A 22,384-nucleotide genomic window follows, 5' to 3' on the forward strand; every position below is an offset into this window, starting at 1 on the left:
ACTTCCGCTAAATTATTCAGCTGCCTGCGGAGTCTATTTCAGCACTGTGTCGCGAGGCTCGGTGACGGTGCCGTCGTCCTCCATCGGGCGAAGCACAAGCTGAATTTTTCCGCCGTTATCGTTCAACAGGGCAATCTTGGCCGCTTCCGCCGGCGTGACCTCCAGCGTGACGCTGGAATATTCGGGAGCTGCCTCCGTGGCCACATCGCTGGTCGAGCTGTTCAGCGCGACGACTTTGATTTTTTGAAGAGCGATCACGGCATAGTACTGACCTATCATTTCGCCGACATCCTGCGAGTTATCGGGCTTGCCGGCGGCGTATATCCCGGATAAATAGAGGCCCGCGGTCATCGGAATGCCGTTTACCTCGGTCGACGGAACCTGTGAGGTATAGACCACGTCGACGTAATTGCCGATCTTAAGGTTATTGGCGACGCCCTGCTCGGTATCCACCTCGACAGTAATGGCGCGCTTGCCGTTTTCAAGCTGTGCCGACAGGCCAACGGCGTTTTTGTCCTTGGTAACGCGGGTTGTGGTCACGACTTCTCCGGAGAAGAGCGTGGTGGCGCTGATGCCTCCGGCCACGTCGCTGACCGACGAATAGTAATCCGTCAGGAAAGCGTTGGCGACAGTCTGCTTGACGGTAAACATGTCGCTTGTCAGCGTTGTGTACGGCGGAATATTCTTTGATGCGACAACGACGTTTACGATCTTCTGGTCCTTTGCGCCGCCTGAAAGTTTTTCTCCCTGCGCGTTCAGAAAATTATATCCGCACGCAAACATAAACAGTGCGGAAATCAAAGCGATAATCCGGATCTTCTTCAAAGGTCACGCCTCCCCCTGTCGGGCTGTAATTAATGTTGTTTAAAAATTATTTTCATGTCACGCAAACTGCGGACCGAGTTTTCTTTGTTGCGGATGAAGTCCATAAGATGAATATGGATGAATATGAGGGTGGATATCAGTGGTGTGTTTTTTGATATCCACCCTCGCTTCTTATCAGTAACCAACCATCGCCAGCGGATCAAAAAGCCTATCTATAGAATTGTCAAAAGGGTTTTACCTAAATTACGGATTGCCTGCGCCACCCAGCTTGTCTGTTATTGTCTGGAAGGTTCCTTTAAGGCCGCCGCCCATTGCGGTCAGAACACCGATCAGAACGACTGCGATAAGAGCGATGATCAGGCCATATTCGACCATGCCCTGGCCGCTTTCCTCAGACAGAAAATAATTCCATAAGTTTGCCATTTATCTCACCTCCCTCTCTAACCTGAACTTGTACGGTTAATGTCTGCGGCGATTGGTTGAATACTATAAAATTGATGCGCCGGGGTTAAAATATGACGCTGGCCTTCGCCAGGATGTACTGGTATATATCAAGCACTTTTGCGGCAAAACCGAGGGAAAAGGTTACAAGTATTGCGACCACCAGAACAGCGATAATCAGCGCGTACTCCACTAACCCCTGCCCGCTTTCGCCGCTGATTCGGCACCTGCCCGCTTTTTGAATCACGGTTATCCCCCATTTCCCTTACAGCGGAATGTTCGTTATAAACGGTATGAACAGAGCGATCAAAAAACCAAACATGATATGTCCGCACATTGGAAAGGTACTCTTTATGGTCAGGAAACGATGTATAAGGCCCAAAATGCAGTAGACGCCGACCGCGACGGCCAGGCCGCCCAGGAAATAAAGCACTCCGGGATATCCAACCGTCACCGCGATCACCGCGGCGAGCTTAACATCGCCCACGCCGACGCCGAGCTCCTTTGTGACGAGTTTTGTGACGAGGGCCGCGCCGCCGAAAATAACGAGATTTATACCAAGCGCGGCCAGCGAGCCCAGAAGCGCGTATACGCCGCCGTCAAGGAGGCGGTAGGCGATCCCCGTAACAAAAATAAGGAGTACGACTTCGTTGCATATGATTCGAATATGAAGATCAATGATAACTGAAATAAGCGCTGTAAAGATGAAGATGCAGACGATGCAGGCCTGCGGCAGAGGCATCAGCCAGCCGGCGGCCGCAAACAGCAACGCGTCGAGGATGATAAGCAGCACCTTGTAAGACCGCTGCAGGAAAAATTCCGGGGGCTCCTGCTGCCGCTTCGCGCATTTATGCAGGATCAGGCCGTAGGAAAATCTCGGTATCAGCAGTCCCAGCGCGGCACCGATGCACAAAAATGCGCCAACTTTTAAAAAGTCCATATGTATCTCCCTCAAAAATTATTGCCCCGGCTGCCGCGGTTCCGCCCGGGCCTCGGCCGCGTGCGTTTTCATCTCGGCGCCATGCTCCAGGAAAATATCAACAAGCTCCGGATCAAACTGTATTCCCGCGTATCGCTCCAGCTCGGCGCACGCCTGTTCGTGCTGTTTTCCGCGCCGGTAGGGCCGGACACTGGTGATTGCGTCATAAGTGTCGCATATGGAGGTCAGCCGCGCCAGCAGCGGTATCTCTTTCGCTTTGAGGCCAAAGGGATAGCCCCCGCCGTCCCAGCGTTCGTGATGATAAAGCGCCGAGGCCGTCGCCAGGTTCAGATATTCTTCCGCAAACGACACCCGCTCGTTCATTTGAGTCAGAACAAGCTGGCCGTAAACACAGTGCATCCTGACCAGATTGCTTTCATCGGACGTCAGCCGCCCTCGCTTGAGAAGGATTTTCCTGGGGACGTATATCTTGCCGACATCGTGGTAATAAGCCGCGTCTCCAAGCATTTTCGCTTTTTTTCTGTCGATCCCCGCCAGCTTCGCCGCCAGCGTCTCGACCATGAAGCCGACGCGCGTCATGTGGCCAAGCTCGCCGTCCGACAGGAGGCCGTTCAATTCGCGTTTGACATTTTCGCTTATCACATCGACGCGACCTTCTTTATTCAGGATACCGATATCAGGAGACAAGTGAATTCCTGATGCCCCCGCGGTACGCCTTCTGCTTTCCGGAGGCGCCGCCCCGGGCTTCGTGGTCGGCGAAGAGCTCATCGACGGCCTTCATAATGAATTCCTTATTCGTAACGTCCTGGTGCTTGATCGAATAGCGGATGGACCTGTCAATGCTTTTGGGCGAGGCGTCGTATTCCGTTGCGATAATTTTATATACTTCCGATAACACCGTATTTTTGTCAGGGTCCTTGCCGACGATTGATATAATGAGAACCAGGTATCTGAATCCCAGACTGGAATGCTTGAGCCCTTCTTTTTCGAGGTAGTCTTTTATTTGGGCATTACCAGTAACCATTGAGTGCCCTCCACTTCGGTGTTTCGACATCATTTTACACAAATGGATATAAATTGACTATTGTCCCGCGGGCCAGTCTTTTTCTTTTAAATACTGTACGGAAGGCCGCGGGGACCTGTCTGTTTCCTGCATATTTATGCAGGAAATCCATCATTTCAAGGGCGTTCCGCCGGCCGATCCATACCAAATCGGGGAGATGGTACCTGAGTACAAAACGTACAGCCCCCGCCGGGTACCAAGGTCCATTGTCCCAACATGCAAAAAAGGCCGCACCCCATATTGGGAGCGGCCGCAGCTTGTCGAAAAAACTGCCTACAAGGCTCAAAGCCTCGCAGAGTTTGCCGCCGGAGCGGCAAATAAATCGAAAATTTGTCACGCAGGAGGATATGCGCCTCCGGAGTGACTCTTTTCATGCAGCCCTTTGTCGGATAAAGCCCAAAGGGCTTTATCGACAGCTTGAGGCCGCATCCCATATCGGATGCGGCCTCAAGGCTGACGGAAACGGCGTTTTAATCAAAAAGCTTCATTTCCCTGGCTTTCATGATGGCTTCCAGGCGCTTCTTGACGCCGAGCTTTTCGTATATGCGCGAGCTGTGGTGCTTGACGGTCCGTTCTGTAATAAACAGCTTGTTGGCGATTTCAATATTCGAGCATTCGGCCGCCATCAATTGCAGAACCTCCAATTCCCGCGCGCTCAGCAGGCTTGACGCCGGCGCGCCGGATAAGGCGTCGTCGTCGTCCGGCGATACGGTCTCCGCCGGATCGTATGCCGCGGTCGTTTGAATAAAGCTGTTGGTGCTGTCCAAAAGCGTTTTTGCATATTTTGAATGCTTCTGATCGCCCTTCAATTTCTCCCACGCCCTGTATTTGACCAGCAGCTCGGCCATCGGCCGGCCTTCGTTGACAAAGGATCTGACATAGCCGTCCGCCATGCCTAAATCCAGCGCTTCGTGCAGAACGGTCATGGCCTCGGACGTCTCTCCCCTGGAGTAATAATTTATCGCTTTCAGGGACAGTATTTCGAGCAGGCTGCCCGTCCGCGCGTCCTTCCGGGCGAATTCCTCCAGCCGGCTCAGCAGCAGCAGCGACTCGTCGTAATTATTGCTCAGCATCAAATATCTGGCAAAGACGATGTGCTCGAACTCACACGCGCCGGATAAGGCGTCAAACACGCTTCTTTTTTCCGCCTCGAGATATCTTGAGGCGTTTTCCGCGTCCCTTTTGTATATGTAAAGGCTGGCGGTGAACAGATCGAGATAACGCCTCCAGGTGCTCCCGCTTTTTGAGGGCAGCATGCGCCTGCCGGCTTCGAGCATATCAAAGGCCTCTTCGATGCGGCCCTTGGCGTACTTGTCTTTTGCCAGCAGAATAAAGCAGGGCACCACGATGCCGGGGAATTTGAGCCGCGTTATGCTTCCCATGAATTTTGACAGTGTCGTATAAGCGGCCTGCAAATCGTTGCGCTCATACTGGCACTCCGCCAAAAGCACGGCAAAGTAGGAAGAAATGTCTCCGATAAGCTCCCGCAGCGTCTCTATATTTTTGAGATACAGCGCGTCTATTTTGTTAAGACCGCCGCTGAAGCCGTAAACCGTTTTCAGCAGGCTGACCTCGCCCGTGTTCATCTCCGCCGTCAGCAGGGGGGTGCGCAGGCTCAGCTGGGATATTTTCTGATAATGCGCCGCCGCCGTATTCACGTCCATTTTGATAATGGCCAGATTGATATACGCCGCCGCCACCTTCGCTTCCAGGAATGCGCGTTCATCCGCGTCCAGCTCTTTTTCGCAGCTGTCAAAGCACGCCCGCGCCTTATCGGCCCAGTATTCCGCGTCGACCAGCCGGTTTTCCGTCGTCAGGAGCCAGGAATAATCGGCGCAGACCAGCACATTTTTTTCGCAGAGCTCCGGCGGGAGGCTTTCGATCAATTTCTGATAAGTTCCGTATTCGCACAGCTCCAGGCGGGAGTATTTTTCGTAGATGAGCTTCAGCGCTCTTTCATAGTCCCCGGCCAGCACGTAGCTGCTTATGGCCTCCAGGATATCGTCGCTTTCCAAAAACCATGCGCCGGCCTTGCGGTAAAGCGCGCTGCGGAATTCGTCATTTTCTTTTTGCAGCTCCCGTGACAGGAAATCCTTAAACAGGGGGTGGTACGCGTAGAGGTTATTTTCCTGATCCACAGGCACAACAAAGCTGTTGTGGCTTACCAGCATTTTCAGGATATCCTTGCTTTTGTCGTCTCCGGTGATGCTGAAGCAAAGAGGCCCCGACAGCGTGCCTGGAAAGGACGTCCGCACCAGAAAGCTCTTAATGTCGTCCGGCCACATGGCGAATACCTCGTTGCGGAAAAACTTGTCCAGGCACCCGTTGTCGCCGGAAAGGCTGGAATAGACGTCGTCCCGCTGCTCGATGTAAAAAGACGAAATAGCCACGCCCGCGGCCCAACCCTCGGTATGCCGCAGCAGGTATTCGATTTCGGATTCTCCGAGCTCAATGCCCTTTTTAACGAAAAACTCCCTGATCTCATTGTAAGAAAAGCGGAGCTCCTTCATCCCGAGCCTGATGCTTGTATTTTTATACTCAAAGAGAAACATCTTGCTGTCAGGCTCTCTCCGGCTGACGATGATGACATTGACGTTGGGCGGCAGGCTGCGGATAAAATACGCAAAGCTCTCTTCTATCAGCGCGTTGTCAATAAAATGATAGTCGTCAAGAATGAGCGTTATATCTTCAGGGAGCGCTTTCAGCATATCGATGAAAAAATTAGGGACAAAATTCGACACTAAAAGCTCTTCGTTGATCAGGATGTTTGCAAAGCTGTAGTCCTTGACGGAAAGGGCCACCGACATGATCAAATATCTCCAGAACTTTATCGGATCGTTGTCCGACGCGTCCAGGGAGAACCACGCGAATTTATTCGGCTGGTGCATCAGATATTTGGTCACGGCGGTCGTTTTGCCGTAACCCGCGGGCGCGGTAATCAAAGCAATCCTGTATTCGGGTAAGAGCATAAGCTTCTCATCCACATTTTTTCTGTTAACGATATTTTTGGGCATGCTCGGTACGCTCAGCTTAGTTTGAAGCATTTTGATAAGACCTCCTGACACAAACCGGAGAAGATTGCTTTATCAATTTCTGCCATATACAAGCATAAATTGACATTCTCCCATAATTCTCCCAAAAACGACACAGCCATGACGGATGTCATGGCTGTGTCCGGTCTGATTCACCTGTCCAGGAGGCCGTAAATGGCCTTGAGCTCGTTGCTCGGCTGTACGCCAAGGTCGTTCTCCAGCGTCTTTCTGAAATCGTCGATCAGTCTTTTCGCCTCGCTTTTTCTGTTCAGGGATATAAAAATTTTTATCAGCAGCAGCAAGGGCTGTTCGTCATACGGATTATTTCTGATCAATTTCTGCAGCAGCCTTTCGGCCTTTTCGTATTTGTGCGTTTCAAAATAGATTTCAGATAATTTGTAAGCGATCTGATAATACTGCCTTGAATAAGCGTAACGATCGTTTTCCGCCCACGGCCAGTCGTTGTTTTCAAAATAATCTCCGGCGTATTCCGCTTCCAGCTTTTGCAGAATGTCCAGCGGCAGCGCGTTGATGTTGGTGGGCAGGTATTCGTTAAAAAGCGCGCAGTCAAAGCTGACGTCGGACAGCTTCAGGCAATAGTTGCCCGATAGGAGGATATTCTCCCTCGGTATCTCGCACTCGCTCAGTTTTTTCCGGATATAATAGATGCCGTTGTGAAGCTGGTGCTCGGCGTTTTCCGGATTAATGTCGGGCCAGATCGCGTCGATGATCTGGGGCTTTGAAACGGTCCTGCCATAGTTGTGCAGTAAAAGGGCGAAAAGCTCCTTGGTCTTTTCGGTTCTCCATTTGATGGGCTCCTGGTCCTCCCACCCCACCCGGAACTCGCCGAAGCATTTGATGACCAGCCGCCGCTTCGTTTCCTTCACCGGCTGCGTATGCTTTTTTTTGATACGCTGTATCGTTTTTTCCAGGCGGTCCTTGCTGATTGGCTTGAGCAGATAATCCAGGGCGCACACGTCAAAGGCCCTGACGGCATAGGAATCGTAAGCCGTGATGAATATGATATCGGTATCGGGACTGGAGGCGGTTATTTTGATGGCCAGATCGATGCCGTTGATTTGAGGCAGCTTGATATCAAGAAAAACGATTTCCGGCCTGCTTTCCTGGATATCCTTGAGCGCGATCATCGGATCGGTATACATCCCGGAGATGACGATATCCTGATAATCCACAAGCATATATTCGAGTTCCTTTAAAGCCGGGCGTTCGTCATCGATGATTATTGCATTGAGCATGGAAATATCCCTTTCTCGCATTAATTGGTATCTGCCACGTTATCTCGGTGCCCGCTCCGAAGGTGCTTTTTATTCGGAGCTGCTCGTTATATAAAATCTTCAGTCTGCTTTGAATGTTCGCCAGTCCGACGCCTCCCTCTTTGCGGCCGACCGTGATTTCGCTTATTTGCTTGGCCGTCATGCCGATCCCGTTGTCTTTTACCGAAAATTCCATGTTTTTATTTTTTATCGCAATTTTCAGCTCCACCCTGCCGCCCTCCGGCTTTGAAAGCACGCCGTGGTTCACGGCGTTCTCGATAATCGGCTGGATGATCAGCGGCGGCACAAGATAGTCAACGCTGTCCGGGAGCTCCATATTAAAGTCCAGGCGCTCCTCAAAACGCACCTTTTCGATCTTTAAGTAGGCTTCCACCAGCGCCATTTCCTGCCCGAGCCCGACAAGCTGATGGACGTTTTTGATATCAAAGCTGTTTCTCAGATACGTGTTGAAGTCATACATGAGGTCCCTCGTCTTATCGATATCATAACGCGACACCGATATGATGGTATTCATGACGTTATATAAAAAATGCGGTTTTATTTGCGCCTGGAGGAAAGAAAGCTCCGCGATGGTCTTTTGCTCGTGATACAGCTTGATCCTCCGGGCCTGGGCCAGCATCTGCATGATCAGCACCAGGTAGACCGCGAAAAGATAAATACTTTTGCCGGGGCGTATGACGTCATGAACGTAAGCGGCGGTCAGGATGATAATATTGAGCATATTGAGCCACGCGTCCGGAACTTTGTTTTTGATTCCCGCGGCGGCGATTACCGCCGAGCACAGGCAGATCAGCAGGCCTAAAGACATGATAAAGCAGCCGGCAAACGTGAAATACTTAATGGATATAAAAATAAAAGCAAGCTCAATCACAGTGATGCTCCTCACAATTTCTTTAAAAATATCAGAAAAAATGATATGGCAAAATACGTCGGCCGGCAAAAGCTCAGGATGTGTCGCATATTATTTTATAACATGATAAAAGGATAAAGGAAATGGCGATAATGAACAATGCCCCGCGCGATATCACGTCCTCCCGCATTAACGCTCTCAAAGGATATTGTCGGCGTTACTATACAAAATCTTAATTTTTGGACGCCGGTTTTCAAGATTCTTTTCCGCGCGTCCGCTCAAGAAGGTGCCCCTCTGACTCCAGAGGGGCACAAAACTTATAAAGCTGAAACGGCCGTCTCCCGCCGGGAAGTCCTTGTTTGCGCGTTCGGAACAAAAATTGCCGCGCCCAATATTATGTATTGAAAAACTATTTTCTCAACACGGGCATATAAAGGGGACAGCAATATCATGAACGACAACAGGCTAAGCGCGCTGGACCGCGCGCTGCAGACCGGCGGCGCCGACCGGCTGAAAAGCGGCTTCCGGTCCCTGGCGTCCACAGACCGAAAGCAGGCGCTCCGGCTCCTGGACGATGAAAAACTGCGGTTTCCGGCATTATTCGCGCTGTTGCCGGAGCTCCATGCGCATCAGATGACAAACGAGCTCAGCCCGAGAAACCACGCGGCGGTGTGCGTCTGCGCGAAAAAGCTCAAGCGGTACGACCGCTTTGACGCGTCCGCCGGGTTTCGGGACAACGACACGCTTTACAGGGCGCTCCGGTGGATGCTGGACACCGGCAAGGAGTGGGACGCCTCGGGCCGCGGGCAGGACGATTACGAGGCGGTGATCGACTATGTCTCCGCGCTGCTGGTCATCGACTTCGAGGACACCGCCGTCCTGCCGGACATTGCCCGCCTCATTTTCGCGCGGCACAGAAGAGGACATCTCGTCCACGACCTTACCTGGTGCTTTTTCCAGACGCTCGACAAGGACGCGCTCGCCCTCGTCGCCGGGCAGCTGCTGTCGTCGGATAACAGGGACGCGGCCCTGGCCGGAAAGCTGCTCTGCCTGGAATCGCCGCCGGCCTTGAACAAGGCGGACACCCAGGAGCTCCACCACCAGTACGTCCAATGGCTTGAGGACAACCGCCCGTATCTGTACGTGACCGGCGAGTATTTCCAGCAGACGAGCCGGCCGAAGCACCTGAGCGTGGATATGGAGGCGAAATACCTGGGCAAGGAGCTCTCGCCGCGCTACCGCGCGCCGCTCACGCCCTTAAACGAGCACGAGATCGCCTGCCTGCACGAATACAGGGGCTTTTCCCCGGAGGAACAGGAGCTGCTGACGGACTATTCGCACCGTCTGCGGTGCACGGACGCGCAATCCTGGCAGGCCTGGATGCAAAAGCAGGTCGCCGAACAGGTGATGGCGGCGAAAGGCGGGTATGAGGCTGTATGATACTCGTTGACAACAGGCTGCTTGACGCCTCCGCGCTGGACTATCCGGAGGGCAGCATGGAGCGGTCCATGCTGAACACGCTGTCCTCCAGCCCGGAGAGGTATACATACGATTCGCTCAATCAACTGAAATTCGAGCTCAGGATGCGCAAGGAGATCGTGGCCGCCGCCAACGCGCTAAACCGGAGCAACCTGTCCTTTGAGGTCTTCCGCGACTCGAGGTGCAATCCGACCTACTGGCGCCGCCGGGGCGACGGCGGGTTTGAGCTGAAGCCGGGCGTCCGGGCCTCCGACGCCATCCGCGATATCTACAGAAACAGCTCGCGCTACGGTACCGAGTGCGCCACGGCAATGCAGATCATTTATTACAAGGCGCTCGTGGAAATTTTCCCGGAGGACGCGTTTAACAGGATGTTCCCGAACATCACGCTGATGAACTGGCACGATATCGCGCCGCAGCTCCGGGAAGTCGGCATGATGCATCGCAAAAGAGACTATCTCCCCGGCGACCGGCGGTATTTCCCCAACCCGGACGTGGACCCGGAAACGCCGGAGTGGCAGGGGGAAAACGTGATCGTCATGGGCGACGGCACCTACTACGGCCACGGGATGGGGCGGCACCGGCCCGACGCCATCATCCGCGCGCTCAATGAAAACAGGCGGCGGCACGCCACCCGGGAGGCGTACCTGATGGATTCAGCCGCGGAGCCGGACTTCAAAAGGTTTTCGAACCTCTACGACCAGGCGGCCGGCGGCGCGTGACGGTGCGGGGCTTTGTCGACAGCCTGAAGCAGCGGGGGCAAATGCCCCCGCTGCTGCTTGTTATTCGGCTGTTTGCGTCTTCGAGCTTCGGTACGTCATATAAACGAGGTCATCATGTTTTCCTGACAAAACGCTCGCCGCATTTCGGACAGGTGATCTGCATTTTTCCCTTCCCGCGCGGAACGCGGAGCAGGTTGCTGCAGCTGGGGCATTTAAAAAATTTGTGCGTCTTCCTGCTTTTCAGGCTTGAAAAGTACGCTTTGAATTTTTGCCGCACAGGCCACCAGAAACGGAGGAATTTGTCGTTCTCGGCCCGCCGCTTCTGGACATTGCGCGAGAGCATCCGGAAGACGGCGAGGATCAGGAGCACGTATGACAGGTAAATGAGTACCCAAAGGACGGCAAAGCGGGAGAGGATGCTGAGAATCAGGGCGGCGATGATGAGCGCCCCGTTCAGTTGATCAGGCCCGTATCTCCCGGCCATGAAATTTCTGAGAAAGTTCATGCTCTAACGATTTCCCTCCAGGTATCAGATATACTTTTGAGTGTATTATATCACTGATTTTGCCAAATAACATCATGGTCATATTAAGTTTACATATGGCTCAATATTCAAAGCTGCTGCCGCCGATAAATTCGCGCAGGATGGAGTCCGCCGGCACGAGGGCCGGGTCGGTTGTCTCAAAGCGCCCGAAAGCGTCCAGCACCTGTTGGAGCACCTCATAATGTCCGGCGTCCGGCTGGATCTTGTCAAACACGCCGCCGGTAAACTGCTTCATGACGGAGATCTCGTAGGGCAGCGCGGCGTCGATGGTCATGTTTGCCGAATCCTTGTAGGGCAGGATATTCAAAAGCTCGCCCCGGCGGATGTTGCCCCACATTTCCAGCGTGAACTGCGGGTCGGCCCCGCGGAAATAATCGTCCCGGACGATCCGCCGCACCAGGCGCAGGCTCGCCCTGTCCACCAGGACCTCGCCGCCGTCGGTGATGTCCGTCAGGGTGCTGACGTATATCTTGTAAGCGGCCGGGTGCTCGTGGGTGATGCACTCGTTGAGGGCGTGGATGCCCTCGAAGACGGCGATGTCGCTCTTGCCCAGCTTCATGGGCGTGGCCCTGTCTGAATCCCTGGCCTGCTGTGAAAAGTTGAAGTGGGGGATGTCGATGGCCTCGCCGGCGGCCAGGCGCTGGAAATGGCTGTTCAGCAGCGTCATGTCAAGGCACGAGGGGGATTCGTAATCGATTTCACCCGCCGGCGTCCTCGGCGCGGTGACCGGGTCGACCGTGACGAAATAGTTGTCCAGCGAGACGTTGTAGGCGTTTATCCCCAGCGACTTCAGCTCCAGGGCCAGCTTCTTGGCCGTCGTCGTCTTGCCGGAGCCGGACGGGCCGGACAGCAGGACGATGGGGCTTTGGTCGATATTGTTGAAAATTTCGTCGGCCGCCTTGCGCACGCGGGAGTTGAAGTATTTTTCGCTCTCCTGCACATAGTCGCCGGGCGTTTCGGAGAGGCGGTGGTTGATGACCGAGAGATCGTATGTCATATGGACTCCGTGGAACCGCTTAAGTCACCCGGTTGAGTGAGCGCGGCCTGCCGCCGTTGAAGCGGGCGGCTCGCCGATTTATCCATGCGATGAGAGCTGCCCGGAGCAGAAGGGGACAATGCGCGCCTTGTGCTCCAGCACCCTGTCGATATTCTCTATATATTCATATGGATACTTCAGGTTGAATATCCGTTCGATCCGGCCCGAATCCTGCCGGACGAGCTTTGTGACGCCCCCGCCGCCAAGGGCGAGGATCGTGGCCAGCTCCTCCATGATGAGGATATTGTACAGGCTGGCGCTGCCCTCGCGGCACCAGCCGACGTTTTCAAAGCCGCCGGACATGAACTTCTGCCGGTAGAGGTAATAGGGCTCATAGCCGCCGCCCCGCAGGCGCTCTCCGGCGTAGTCCAGCATGGCGGAGACCTCCCCGGCGCCGGGGAGGTCGGTGCCCTCCAGCGTCAGGCGCGTGCCCTTCTTGAGCGCCAGCGTGTGGACGGTGACGTTTTCCGGGTCCAGCGACAGGACCGCGTCCAGGGAGGAGGCGAAGGTTCCGGCGGTGTCGGCGGGCAGCCCCGCGATGAGGTCCATGTTGATACAGTCAAAGCCCGCCGCCCGCGCCCGCGCCACGGCGTTCACCATGTCCTGCGCCGTGTGGCGGCGCCCGATGGCGCGCAGCACACCGTCCGACATTGACTGCGGGTTGATGCTGATCCTATCCGCGCCGTTTCGGCGGATCGCCTCCAGCTTTTCCGGCGTGATGGTGTCCGGCCGCCCGGCCTCGACGGTGTACTCGCGGATGTTCGTCAGGTCAAAAGACGCGCGGAGCTTTACCATCAGCCGGTCCAATTGCCTGTCGTCCAGCGTCGTCGGCGTGCCGCCGCCGATGTAGACGGCAGCGACGTTGAGGCCCAGGTCATGAACGAGCGGGGCCAGCGCGTCGATCTCCCTGTGCAGCGCCTCCAGAAACGGCGCGATCAGCTTTATGGATTTTTCAACGCTGTGGCTGACAAAGCTGCAGTAATGGCAGCGCGTGGGGCAGAAGGGGATGCCGACGTACAGCGCGATATCCCGCGCCTCCAGAGTTTTCTTGACGTCAAGGCTCGCCCTGGCCGTGTCGATGCAGAGCGCGGCGCGCTCCGGCGAGACAAAATACTCGTTTTCCAGTACGGCGCGCGCCCGGCGCTCGGTAAAGCCCCGCTCCAATAGCCCCGACGCGAGCTTGCCGGGGCGGATGCCGGTCAGGGCGCCCCAGACGGGCGTTTTTCCCGTGGCCTCCCTTGCCGCTTTATAAAACGAGAGCTTGAGAATCTTCTGCAGGAGCCGGTCGGCGGCGAGCTTGTCGGTCAAAAGCGCCCTGCGCGCCCGGGAGAGTCCCCTGTAAACACGATCCCCCGAATAAACGCGCGTCACCGCCGTGGCGCAGGTTTCCCCGTACGTCAGGCAGACCTCGGCGGACAGGGTGTCCGCCCCGGCGATGCCGTATACGGGGCGCTCGTCCGGGTACATCATGAGCATGATCTGCTCGACGGCGTACTTGTAGTCGTGGCCCTTGAGCTCCAGAATCATCTGCCGCCGAATTCCTCCCGGGCGTACTTCATATAGCCGTTAAAGCGGCGCTCGCGGTCCAGTGTCGTGGCGTCCATATGGCCGGGGTAGACCTCAAAATCGCCCGTCAGGTCCGCCAGGCGGTTCAGGGAGCGCAGGAGCTTCTGTACGTTGCCCTCACCCAGGTCGGTCCGGCCGGCGCTGTCCCGGAAAAGCGTGTCGCCGGTGAAGAGCGCGTTTTCGCAGCGGAGCGTCACGGAGCCGGGGGAGTGGCCCGGCGTTTCCAGCACGGTAAAGCGCAGGCCGCCCACATCGAGCTCGTCGCCCTCGGCGTAGAACCGCACCTGCTCGTTCGCCGGGAGCTTGAACTGGTCGTAAGCCTCGCCGGTGACGGCGTCGTTTTTGTGGATAAAGACAGGCGCGCCGGTCTCCTCGCTGACGGTGTAGACGGCCAGCCGGTGGTCAAAATGCCCGTGCGTCAGAAAGATCGCGCGGGCCTTCAGCTGGTTGGACTCGATATAATCCAAAATCGCGTTCGATTCGTCGCCGGGGTCGATAACGGCGCAAAGCAGCGTCTTTTCGTCCGTGACGATATAGCAGTTGGTTTCGATCTGGCCCACCACGAGGGTTTTTATCAGCATAGCGGTAACTCCTCAATAAAGTAATTATGGAAAGCGCTTTTATAGGCGGTCGGTGTCCAAAAGGAGCGTCACAGGCCCGTCGTTTACCGAGGCCACCTTCATGTCCGCGCCGAAGAGCCCGGTCTGCGTATGAAAGCCCGCCTCGCGGCACGCCTCGATAAAAAGCTCGTACAGCGGCACGGCGATATCCGGCTTTGCCGTGCCCGTAAACCCGGGGCGCCGGCTTTTTAAATCGGCGTACAGCGTAAACTGGGATACGACGAGCACGGCGCCGCCGACTGAGGCGAGATTCAAATTCATTTTCCCGTTCTCATCCTCAAAAATTCTGAGGCCCAGCACCTTGTCGGCGAGCCTTACGGCGTCCGCGGGCGCGTCCTCCGGCCCGACGCCCAAGAGGACGAGAAGCCCCCTGCCGATCTCTCCGGCGACCTTGCCGTCCACCGTCACAGCGGCGGAGGAAACACGGGTGACAACAGCGCGCATGATATCAGTCCTTTGGTGTTAATAGCTTGCAGTATACGCGCCCCCACTGTCATTCCCGCGAAGGCGGGAATCTACGTCCCCTGCGGCGTATATTGCTTTCGGTAGGGCAAGGGCTCTGCCCTTGCCGCGCCCTTGCCGGCGCGGCGGACAAAATGCAACAGGGTGGGCAGACGGTCAACGCATCACCCAAAATCCCCAATCCACGTGCTATACTAAAGCTGAAACAATCTGTCTTTGAGACTCCGGGGGCTGACAAAAAAAGAAATATATATATACGCCAAAATGAGATTTTCAAAAGTCGGTTATCCTGTCATTGCAACGCTTTGATGTCCGCCCAGGTCAAAAGGATTTAATAATTTCGTAATAATTGAACGGAAATACAAGCCCAAAAAAGACTTTTCAGGAGAAATACAAGGCCATTTTCGCAAAATGCGCGCCAAAAATCAAGTTTACCGGTCCCTTTTGAGCCGATACAAGGCATTTTTTCAGCAAGATTTAGCAGTATTGCTGCTTTCCGCAGGGACGACCACTGGTCGTCCGCCCTTGTCCGCGCGACGCGGCACAAGAGCAATCCTCAGTCGCCTGCGGCGACAACGCCTTTGCCAAAGGAGCCTTGGGACGCGGCGGGCGATTCGTGAATCGCCCCTACAAGTATAGCCATTATACAGGGTACAAACGCAACCCCGAGCGCATGAGGTCCGGGGCGGAGCCCCGAACGGGGCATGGGGCGCAGCTCCATAAAAAGGGGTCATAGGGCGCAGCCCTATACCTTTTGTGGGCGGGTGGGCGGGCTTTTATCCGTCGCCGCGGCGGATTTCCAGGACGCCGGGAACGGCGGCCAGGCGCGCCATGGCGACGTTCAGGTCGTCGCGGTTCTTGACCTCAATGACGATGGAGATGGCGGTGGTGTCGCCCTGGTCCTTGGCGGACATGGAGGTCATCTTGATTTTCAGGCCGTTGAGGATGGTCGCCACGTCCACCACGATGCCGCTGCGTTCCCGGGCGGTGATGAACAGCGCCGTGGAGTAGATGTCGTCGTCGGTGTTGGCCCAGGCCACGCGGACCCAGCGGCCGGCCTCCTCGGGGTTTTCGGCCGATTTAAGGTAGTTTTTACAGTCCTGCCGGTGAACGGATACGCCGAAGCCCCGTGTGATAAAGCCGATGGACTCGTCGCCGGGCACCGGCGTGCAGCAGCGGGCAAATTTGATGAGAACGTTGTCCACGCCCTCCACAAGGATGCCGTGGATGGGCTTGAGCTTTTTATCCGGCCGTACCTCAAAGGGAGTGACCTCGGTCTTTTTGACCCGGTCGATCGTCCGGAGCTCGTCGCGGATGCGGTTGACGGCCTTCTGGGCCGACATGCCGCCGTAGCCGATGGCGGCGTAAAGCTCCTCCAGCGTCGGAAAGGCGAGCCTTTTGAGGAGGCGGGGCAGGATGTCCTCGCGGGTAAGGTCCGACATGGACAGCAGGACGCGCCGGAGCTCGGCCTCAAAGGCGAGCTTGCCCGCCGTGATATTTTCCTCACGCTTTTCCTTCTTGAACCACTGGCGGATCTTGTTGCGGGCCTCCGGGCTTTTGACGATGTTCAGCCAGTCGCGGCTGGGGCCCTTGGAGGAGTTGGAGGTCAGCACCTCGACGATATCGCCGTTCTGGAGCTCGTGGTTAAAGGGGACGATGCGGCCGTTGACGATGGCGCCCGTCATCCTGTTGCCCACGGCGGAATGGATGTTGTACGCAAAGTCGATGGGCGTGGCCCCGGCGGGCAGATTGATGACGTCGCCCCGGGGCGTGAAGACGAAAACCTCGTCGGAGAACATGTCGATCTTCAGGTCCTGAAAGAAGTCCTGGGCGTCGCTGTCCTGCTGGGACTCGAGGAGGCGGCGGACCCAGGCGAATTTCTCCTCGTCGGCGAACTTGCCGCTGATGCCCTCCTTGTACTTCCAGTGGGCGGCGATGCCGTATTCCGCCGTGTGGTGCATCTCCCAGGTGCGGATCTGCACCTCGAAGGGGATGCCCTCCGTGCCGATAACGGTGGTGTGGAGGCTCTGGTACATGTTCGGCTTCGGGGTGCCGATGTAGTCCTTGAAATGGCCGGGGATAGGCCGGAACATCTCGTGGATGTAGCCCAGGACGTTATAGCAGTCGGCGATGTCGTTGACGATCACGCGGAAGGCGTACAGGTCCAAAACCTCGGAGAGCGTTTTGTTTTGGCTGTACATCTTCCTGTAAATGCTGTAGATATGCTTGACGCGCCCGTAGACGTCGCAGTTGATGCCGTTGTCGTGCAGGCGCTCGGAAATTTTGTTCTGGATGGTGTCGATAAAGGTGTCGTTGGAGCTCAGGATTTTTTTGAGCCCGTCCTCGATCTCGGCGTACCCGATGGGGTCGAGATAGTAGATGGACAGGTCCTCCAGCTCCCATTTGATCTTCTGCATGCCGAGGCGGTGCGCCAGCGGCGCGTAGATTTCCATCGTCTCCAGCGCTTTTTCCGACTGCTTCCGCGGCGTCTGGTATTCCATCGTGCGCATGTTGTGCAGCCTGTCGGCCATCTTGATGAGGATGACGCGGATGTCCTTGGCCATCGCCAGCAGCATTTTCCGCAGATTTTCCATCTGCTCCTCTTCCTTGCTGGTGTACATGACCCTGGACAGCTTCGTGACGCCCTCGACGATGTCGGCCACATTGCTGCCGAAGCGCTTGGCGATCTCCTCGTGGGTGACGCCCGTGTCCTCGATCACGTCGTGCAGGAGCGCGGCGATGATGGCCTCCTCGTCCAGGCCCATCTCGGCGATGATCTCGGCGGAGGCCAGCGGGTGCGTCACATACAAGGACCCGTCCTTGCGGCGCTGATTTTCGTGGGCGTTGGCCGCAAAATCAAAGGCGGTCCGAATCCGGGACAGGTCCGCAGTGGGATTGTTTTCCTTGATGACCGCCTCAAAATGGGCGTATTTCTTCATGAGCTCTTCCATTTAAAACGACTCCGAATGTGCGCGTATATCAATGATATGCAGCTGGACGTTCCGCCAGCCGCGATATTCATTGACCTGAGGCTCAAAAGCCACGTCCACGACGTCGCCCTCGCTCGCGCCCAGGTCCTCGGCGCAGCGCCCGAAACAGATGCAGTCAAAGCTTTTGCCGGCCTTTAGTATGCGCAGTTTCGTGTGCTTTCCCCCGCCCACGGGGATGACGTTATTCAAAACGGCGCCCCGCATGCAAAGGAACGGCGGCAGAAAGCTGTTGCCGAACGGTTCGATCCGCTCCAGCGCCGTGACGTTTTCCAGCGTTAAAAGCTCCGGCTTGATGACCTCGAAATCCAGCCGCAGCGTCGGCACGGCGGGGATTTTAATCGTCTCGTGGTAATACGAGAAAATCCGTTCGCGGAACTGGCCGATTTTGTCCTCGGTGATCGTCAGCCCGGCGGCCATCTCGTGCCCGCCGAAATTTTCCAGAAGGTCGCTGCACTTTTCCAGGGCGGAGTACATCTTGAAAGAGCCAAAGCTCCGGCAGGAGCCGCGCCCGACGCCGTCGTCGCCCACGCTGATCATGACGGCGGGGAACAGAAACTGCTCGGCGATACGCGCGGCGACGATGCCCATAACGCCCTGATACCAGCCGCGGCTCTCCAGGACGACGGGGCCCTTCGGCGGCTTTTCCAGCAGCGCCGTGTACGCCTCCTCAAAAATGCCGGACTCCAGCTCCCGCCGCTCGTTGTTCAGGCTGCAGAGCTCTAAGGTGAGCTGCTCGGCCTCCTCCTCGCTCTCCGTCAGCAAAAGGTCCACGGTGAGGGAGGTGCGGCCCATCCGGCCGGCCGCGTTTAAGCGCGGGGCCAGCACAAAGCCGATGGTCGGCGTGGTGATATCCCGCCGCTCCACGCAGGTCTCGCGCATGAGGCGGCGCAGGCCGGGGCGGCTTTTCTTGTTCAGCGCGTGCAGCCCGCGCCGGATGAGAATCCTGTTTTCGCCCACGACCGACATCACGTCCGCAATCGTGCCGATGGCGACAAAATCCCCGTACTGCAGCAGCAGGCTCTCAATATCCCGGCCGCGCTCCAGGGCGCAGACCAGCTTGAAAGCGACGCCGACGCCGGCCAGGGATTTGTTGGGGTACGGACAGTCCCGCCGCTTGGGGTCCACAACGGCCAGGGCGTCCGGCAGGGTCTCCTTGCACTCGTGATGGTCCGTGATGATAAGGTCGATGCCGAGCTCTTTGGCGTAGAGCGCTTCCTCCAGGGCGGTGATCCCGCAGTCCACTGTCACGACCAGCGAGACGCCCCGGGCGGCGAGCGCTTCCAGGGCGCAATTGTTGACGCCGTAGCCCTCATCCATCCGGCCTGGTATGTATATCTCAAAATCGGCGCCCTGCGCCCGGAAATAACAGGCCAGCAGGCAGCTGGCCGTCATACCGTCCACGTCGTAATCGCCGTAAACGGCGATGCGCTCGCCGTTTCTTATCGCCGCCCGTATGCGCTCGACGGCGGCGTCCATATCCTTGAGGAGGAACGGGTCGGCGATCAGGCTCAGGTCTTCACGGAGGAATTCCCGGGCGGCGTCCACCGTCGTCATGCCGCGCGCGGCAAGAAAAACCGAAACAAGCGGATTAATCCCGCTCCGGCTCAACTTGACGGCGGCAGCCCTGTCATATCCTTTGACGACCCAATCGACGAATTTCATAAATAATCAGTCTCCGAAAACACGCGCGATCCCCGTTTCCCGCGCGACATATCCACTAATATCTTTTTACTATATCAAAAACTGACACGTTTCTCAATAGATAAATCGGCAAATTTACCGTGCTGTCCGGCTTGCGGCGCCGTGAATATATCGTCCGGGGCGTATTGAACGGGCCCGCCGTTTCTGATATACTAAAATATAACAAAAAATGACGGTCGGAGGAACGAAAGAATATGCCCGAAGTAACACCCATGATGCGGCAGTATTTCAGCATCAAGGAACGCAATACAGACTGTATCCTCTTTTTCCGTCTCGGCGATTTCTACGAAATGTTCGGCGACGACGCGCTGACTGCGTCAAAGGAGCTGGACCTGACGCTCACCTCCCGGGACCGGCGTGCTGAGGACCCGGACGAAAAAATCCCCATGTGCGGCGTCCCATATCATTCGGCCGAGGGCTATATCGGCAGGCTGATCGCCAAGGGCTACAAGATCGCCATCTGCGAGCAGCTGGAGGACCCGGCCACCGCCAAGGGCCTTGTGGACCGGGACATCGTGCGCATCGTCACGCCGGGCACGCTCATCGAGTCGTCCATGCTCGACGAGGGCAAATCGAATTATCTATGCGCATTATATGTGGGCGCCCTCGATAATGCCGCCTGCTTTGCCGATCTGTCGACGGGGGAGATCAGCGTCTCCTATTTTTCCGGGGCGGACGTGGGACATCTGCTGAACGAGGTCGCGGCGTTCTCCCCGGCAGAGGCCGTGCTGAACGCGGGGGCGTATGAAAACGGCGAGCTGCACCATCTTTTAAGCGACAAGCTGGGCTGCCTATGGCAGCAGGACGACGGCCGCTTCGACCCGGCGCAGTCCTTATCGCGCATCGCCGGGCAGTTCGGCGTCACGAGCGCGGACGAGGCGGGCATCGGCGGGAGCCCGGCCGCGGTGTGCGCCGTCGGCGCGCTGCTGTCCTACATGGCGGACACCCAGAAGACGGATTTGTCGCATCTGAGCAACCTGCGCATCAATTCCGGCGGAAAGTTCATGGAGCTGGACATCCAGACGCTCCGCAGCCTGGAGCTGGTCTCGTCGTCGCGGACCCTGGAGAAGAAGGGGAGCCTGCTGTGGGTGCTGGACAAGACGAAAACGCCCATGGGGCGGCGGCTTCTGCGCTCCTGGGTGCTGCGGCCGCTGGTTTCCACGGTGGAGGTGGGCCGGAGGCTGGCGGCGGTGGAGGAGCTTTTCTCCGAAACGGTGCTCCGCTCGGAGCTGATGCTGACGCTGCGCAATGTGGGCGACATGGAGCGCCTGATCGGCAAGATTGTCTACGGCACCGCGGGCGGCCGCGACCTGAAGGCGCTGCAGTACTCCATCGTCCAGCTGCCAAAGATACTGGCGCTGCTGGCGCCCATGAAATCCGGCCTCATGGCGGAGCTGAAGAAGATCGACGATCTCCAGGACATCGGCGCACTCATCGCAAAAACCATCGAGGACGACCCGCCCTTTTCCGTCCGGGAGGGCGGTTTTATCCGCCAGGGCGTCAGCGAGGAGGTCGACTACCTGCGCGGCCTTTTAAAGGATTCCACCGGCGCCATGGCGGCCATCGAGACAAAGGAGCGGGAGCGGACCGGCAAGAAGCTGAAGGTCGGCTACAACAAGGTTTTCGGCTATTATATCGAGATACCGAGGGCGCTGTCCGACAATGTGCCGGGGGACTATATCCGCAAGCAGACGCTCTCCAACTGCGAGCGGTTCATCACCCAGGAGCTCAAGGAGCTGGAGACGACGCTTTTAACGGCGAAGGACCGGGTGGCCGCCCTGGAATACGAGATTTTTGCGGACCTCCGGGAGCGCATCGCCTCGGAGGTGGGGCGCATCCAGGCCACATCATACAGCGTGGCGTCCTTTGACGCGCTGTGCTCCCTGGCGGAGACGGCGGCGAAAAACAATTACTGCATGCCGGAGGTGGACATGTCCGGCGTCATCGACATCCGGGACGGGCGCCACCCCGTGGTGGAGAAGATGCAGACGGAGTCGCTCTTTGTGCCCAACGACACGTTTATGGACATGGACGGCGCCAGGACGCTCATCATCACAGGGCCCAACATGGCCGGCAAATCCACCTACATGCGCCAGACGGCGCTCATCGTCCTCATGGCACAGATGGGCTCCTTCGTCCCGGCGCGCTCGGCCAGGATCGGCGTCGTCGACCGGGTGTTCACGCGCATCGGCGCCTCGGACGATCTCTCCGCCGGCAAATCCACCTTTATGGTGGAGATGACGGAGGTGGCGGAGATACTCAAAAGCGCCACGTCCAGGAGCCTTTTGATCCTGGACGAGATCGGGCGCGGCACGTCCACCTACGACGGGATGGCGGTGGCCCGGGCCGTTCTGGAATACTGCACCGACAGGCGGAAGCTGGGGGCCAAGGCGCTGTTTTCCACCCATTACCATGAGCTCACGGCCATCGAAAAGGAGACCGGCGGCGTTAAAAATTACAGCATCTCGGCCAAAAAGCGCGGCGGCGACATTATCTTTCTCCGAAAGATCGTCCCCGGCGGGGCCGACGACAGCTACGGCATCGAGGTCGCGGGCCTGGCAGGCATCCCGGACAGCGTCATTAAGCGGGCGAAAGCCGTTCTGGCCGCGCTGGAATCGGACAGAAAGCCGGCGTCGGCGCCCTCAAAGAAGCCGGAACCCGGCGACGGGCAGATGACGCTCCTCGATCTCGGCGGCAGCGAGATTGCCGAGACGCTGAAAAAGACCGACCTGAACACGCTGACGCCCCTGGAGGCGCTCAATCTCCTCTTCGAGCTGAAGAAAAAAATATAGAACCGCTGACTGGGCCCATCGGCGCG

Annotated in this window: 19 protein-coding genes; 3 read left to right on the forward strand and 16 right to left on the reverse strand. The window is 57.0% G+C overall.

The window, feature by feature from the left end; all coding sequences use genetic code 11:
* Positions 1-33 precede the first annotated feature (33 nt).
* From cpaB to BUB60_RS15895, 9 genes are all read right to left on the reverse strand, one after another.
* A complete protein-coding gene (gene cpaB, locus BUB60_RS15855) occupies positions 34-825 on the reverse strand; it encodes a Flp pilus assembly protein CpaB (RefSeq protein WP_084726550.1) in 792 nt (263 codons plus the stop codon).
* 243 nt (positions 826-1,068) lie between these two features.
* A complete protein-coding gene (locus BUB60_RS15860) occupies positions 1,069-1,248 on the reverse strand; it encodes a Flp family type IVb pilin (RefSeq protein WP_073081064.1) in 180 nt (59 codons plus the stop codon).
* 85 nt (positions 1,249-1,333) lie between these two features.
* Complete coding sequence (locus tag BUB60_RS15865; protein WP_073081066.1) at positions 1,334-1,513, reverse strand: hypothetical protein; 180 nt, start codon at positions 1,511-1,513, stop codon at positions 1,334-1,336.
* 18 nt (positions 1,514-1,531) lie between these two features.
* Positions 1,532-2,206 (reverse strand): prepilin peptidase, encoded by a 675-nt coding sequence (locus BUB60_RS15870; RefSeq protein ID WP_073081068.1) that lies wholly within the window; start codon positions 2,204-2,206, stop codon positions 1,532-1,534.
* 18 nt (positions 2,207-2,224) lie between these two features.
* Positions 2,225-2,848 carry an HD-GYP domain-containing protein gene (locus tag BUB60_RS15875; protein WP_159435442.1) on the reverse strand — a complete coding sequence of 208 codons (624 nt, stop codon included), beginning with the start codon at positions 2,846-2,848 and terminating at the stop codon, positions 2,225-2,227.
* Between the two features lie 34 nt (positions 2,849-2,882).
* A complete protein-coding gene (locus BUB60_RS15880; protein WP_073081071.1) occupies positions 2,883-3,230 on the reverse strand; it encodes a sporulation initiation factor Spo0A C-terminal domain-containing protein in 348 nt (115 codons plus the stop codon).
* A 509-nt stretch (positions 3,231-3,739) separates the two neighbouring features.
* On the reverse strand, positions 3,740-6,313 hold the full coding sequence (locus tag BUB60_RS15885) for a winged helix-turn-helix domain-containing protein (protein WP_073081073.1): 2,574 nt from the start codon (positions 6,311-6,313) through the stop codon (positions 3,740-3,742).
* 140 nt (positions 6,314-6,453) lie between these two features.
* Positions 6,454-7,557: a response regulator gene (locus tag BUB60_RS15890; protein WP_073081075.1), complete on the reverse strand. Its 1,104-nt coding sequence runs from the start codon at positions 7,555-7,557 to the stop codon at positions 6,454-6,456.
* A complete protein-coding gene (locus BUB60_RS15895) occupies positions 7,532-8,467 on the reverse strand; it encodes a sensor histidine kinase (protein ID WP_143162385.1) in 936 nt (311 codons plus the stop codon). The genes BUB60_RS15890 and BUB60_RS15895 overlap by 26 nt, the downstream gene beginning before the upstream one ends.
* A gap of 429 nt (positions 8,468-8,896) precedes the next feature.
* On the opposite strand from BUB60_RS15895, the gene BUB60_RS15900 reads away from it, so the two are divergent.
* Together BUB60_RS15900 and BUB60_RS15905 are read left to right on the forward strand one after the other, a co-directional pair.
* Positions 8,897-9,886, forward strand: coding sequence for a hypothetical protein (locus BUB60_RS15900; protein ID WP_073081079.1), 990 nt, complete (start codon positions 8,897-8,899; stop codon positions 9,884-9,886).
* Complete coding sequence (locus BUB60_RS15905; protein WP_073081081.1) at positions 9,883-10,647, forward strand: protein-glutamine gamma-glutamyltransferase; 765 nt, start codon at positions 9,883-9,885, stop codon at positions 10,645-10,647. Before BUB60_RS15900 ends, BUB60_RS15905 begins: the two co-directional genes overlap by 4 nt.
* Before the next feature lie 112 nt (positions 10,648-10,759).
* On the opposite strand, the gene BUB60_RS15910 is transcribed toward BUB60_RS15905, so the two are convergent.
* The 7 genes from BUB60_RS15910 to recJ all read right to left on the reverse strand — a co-directional run bounded on the left by BUB60_RS15910 (position 10,760) and on the right by recJ (position 19,527).
* Positions 10,760-11,152: a hypothetical protein gene (locus BUB60_RS15910; protein WP_073081083.1), complete on the reverse strand. Its 393-nt coding sequence runs from the start codon at positions 11,150-11,152 to the stop codon at positions 10,760-10,762.
* Between the two features lie 100 nt (positions 11,153-11,252).
* The gene (locus BUB60_RS15915; protein WP_073081085.1) at positions 11,253-12,188 is read right to left on the reverse strand and encodes a uridine kinase family protein; all 936 of its coding nucleotides are present in this window, start codon (positions 12,186-12,188) and stop codon (positions 11,253-11,255) included.
* A gap of 78 nt (positions 12,189-12,266) precedes the next feature.
* Positions 12,267-13,754 (reverse strand): coproporphyrinogen dehydrogenase HemZ, encoded by a 1,488-nt coding sequence (gene hemZ / locus BUB60_RS15920; protein WP_073081087.1) that lies wholly within the window; start codon positions 13,752-13,754, stop codon positions 12,267-12,269.
* Complete coding sequence (locus BUB60_RS15925; protein ID WP_073081088.1) at positions 13,751-14,374, reverse strand: MBL fold metallo-hydrolase; 624 nt, start codon at positions 14,372-14,374, stop codon at positions 13,751-13,753. The genes hemZ and BUB60_RS15925 overlap by 4 nt, the downstream gene beginning before the upstream one ends.
* A 39-nt stretch (positions 14,375-14,413) precedes the next feature.
* Positions 14,414-14,857: a D-aminoacyl-tRNA deacylase gene (gene dtd / locus BUB60_RS15930; RefSeq protein ID WP_073081090.1), complete on the reverse strand. Its 444-nt coding sequence runs from the start codon at positions 14,855-14,857 to the stop codon at positions 14,414-14,416.
* Positions 14,858-15,651: 794 nt separating this feature from the next.
* On the reverse strand, positions 15,652-17,826 hold the full coding sequence (locus tag BUB60_RS15935; RefSeq protein WP_073081092.1) for a RelA/SpoT family protein: 2,175 nt from the start codon (positions 17,824-17,826) through the stop codon (positions 15,652-15,654).
* Positions 17,827-19,527: a single-stranded-DNA-specific exonuclease RecJ gene (gene recJ / locus BUB60_RS15940; RefSeq protein WP_073081094.1), complete on the reverse strand. Its 1,701-nt coding sequence runs from the start codon at positions 19,525-19,527 to the stop codon at positions 17,827-17,829.
* Between the two features lie 233 nt (positions 19,528-19,760).
* Here recJ and mutS point away from each other — a divergent pair, with 233 nt between their 5' ends.
* On the forward strand, positions 19,761-22,358 hold the full coding sequence (gene mutS, locus BUB60_RS15945; RefSeq protein ID WP_073081097.1) for a DNA mismatch repair protein MutS: 2,598 nt from the start codon (positions 19,761-19,763) through the stop codon (positions 22,356-22,358).
* Positions 22,359-22,384: the final 26 nt, after the last annotated feature.

It is taken from the genome of Sporobacter termitidis DSM 10068, from assembly GCF_900130065.1.
GTDB lineage: Bacteria > Bacillota > Clostridia > Oscillospirales > Oscillospiraceae > Sporobacter > Sporobacter termitidis.

Coding starts and splice junctions, on each gene's coding strand:
- BUB60_RS15915 (WP_073081085.1), bottom strand. CDS start 12,188: ATGACATACGATCTCTCGGTCATCAACCACCGCCTCTCCGAAACGCCC.
- BUB60_RS15905 (WP_073081081.1), top strand. CDS start 9,883: ATGATACTCGTTGACAACAGGCTGCTTGACGCCTCCGCGCTGGACTAT.
- BUB60_RS15870 (WP_073081068.1), bottom strand. CDS start 2,206: ATGGACTTTTTAAAAGTTGGCGCATTTTTGTGCATCGGTGCCGCGCTG.
- BUB60_RS15860 (WP_073081064.1), bottom strand. CDS start 1,248: ATGGCAAACTTATGGAATTATTTTCTGTCTGAGGAAAGCGGCCAGGGC.
- hemZ (WP_073081087.1), bottom strand. CDS start 13,754: ATGATTCTGGAGCTCAAGGGCCACGACTACAAGTACGCCGTCGAGCAG.
- BUB60_RS15910 (WP_073081083.1), bottom strand. CDS start 11,152: ATGAACTTTCTCAGAAATTTCATGGCCGGGAGATACGGGCCTGATCAA.
- BUB60_RS15880 (WP_073081071.1), bottom strand. CDS start 3,230: ATGGTTACTGGTAATGCCCAAATAAAAGACTACCTCGAAAAAGAAGGG.
- recJ (WP_073081094.1), bottom strand. CDS start 19,527: ATGAAATTCGTCGATTGGGTCGTCAAAGGATATGACAGGGCTGCCGCC.
- dtd (WP_073081090.1), bottom strand. CDS start 14,857: ATGCGCGCTGTTGTCACCCGTGTTTCCTCCGCCGCTGTGACGGTGGAC.
- mutS (WP_073081097.1), top strand. CDS start 19,761: ATGCCCGAAGTAACACCCATGATGCGGCAGTATTTCAGCATCAAGGAA.
- BUB60_RS15890 (WP_073081075.1), bottom strand. CDS start 7,557: ATGCTCAATGCAATAATCATCGATGACGAACGCCCGGCTTTAAAGGAA.
- BUB60_RS15885 (WP_073081073.1), bottom strand. CDS start 6,313: ATGCTTCAAACTAAGCTGAGCGTACCGAGCATGCCCAAAAATATCGTT.
- BUB60_RS15935 (WP_073081092.1), bottom strand. CDS start 17,826: ATGGAAGAGCTCATGAAGAAATACGCCCATTTTGAGGCGGTCATCAAG.
- BUB60_RS15900 (WP_073081079.1), top strand. CDS start 8,897: ATGAACGACAACAGGCTAAGCGCGCTGGACCGCGCGCTGCAGACCGGC.
- BUB60_RS15925 (WP_073081088.1), bottom strand. CDS start 14,374: ATGCTGATAAAAACCCTCGTGGTGGGCCAGATCGAAACCAACTGCTAT.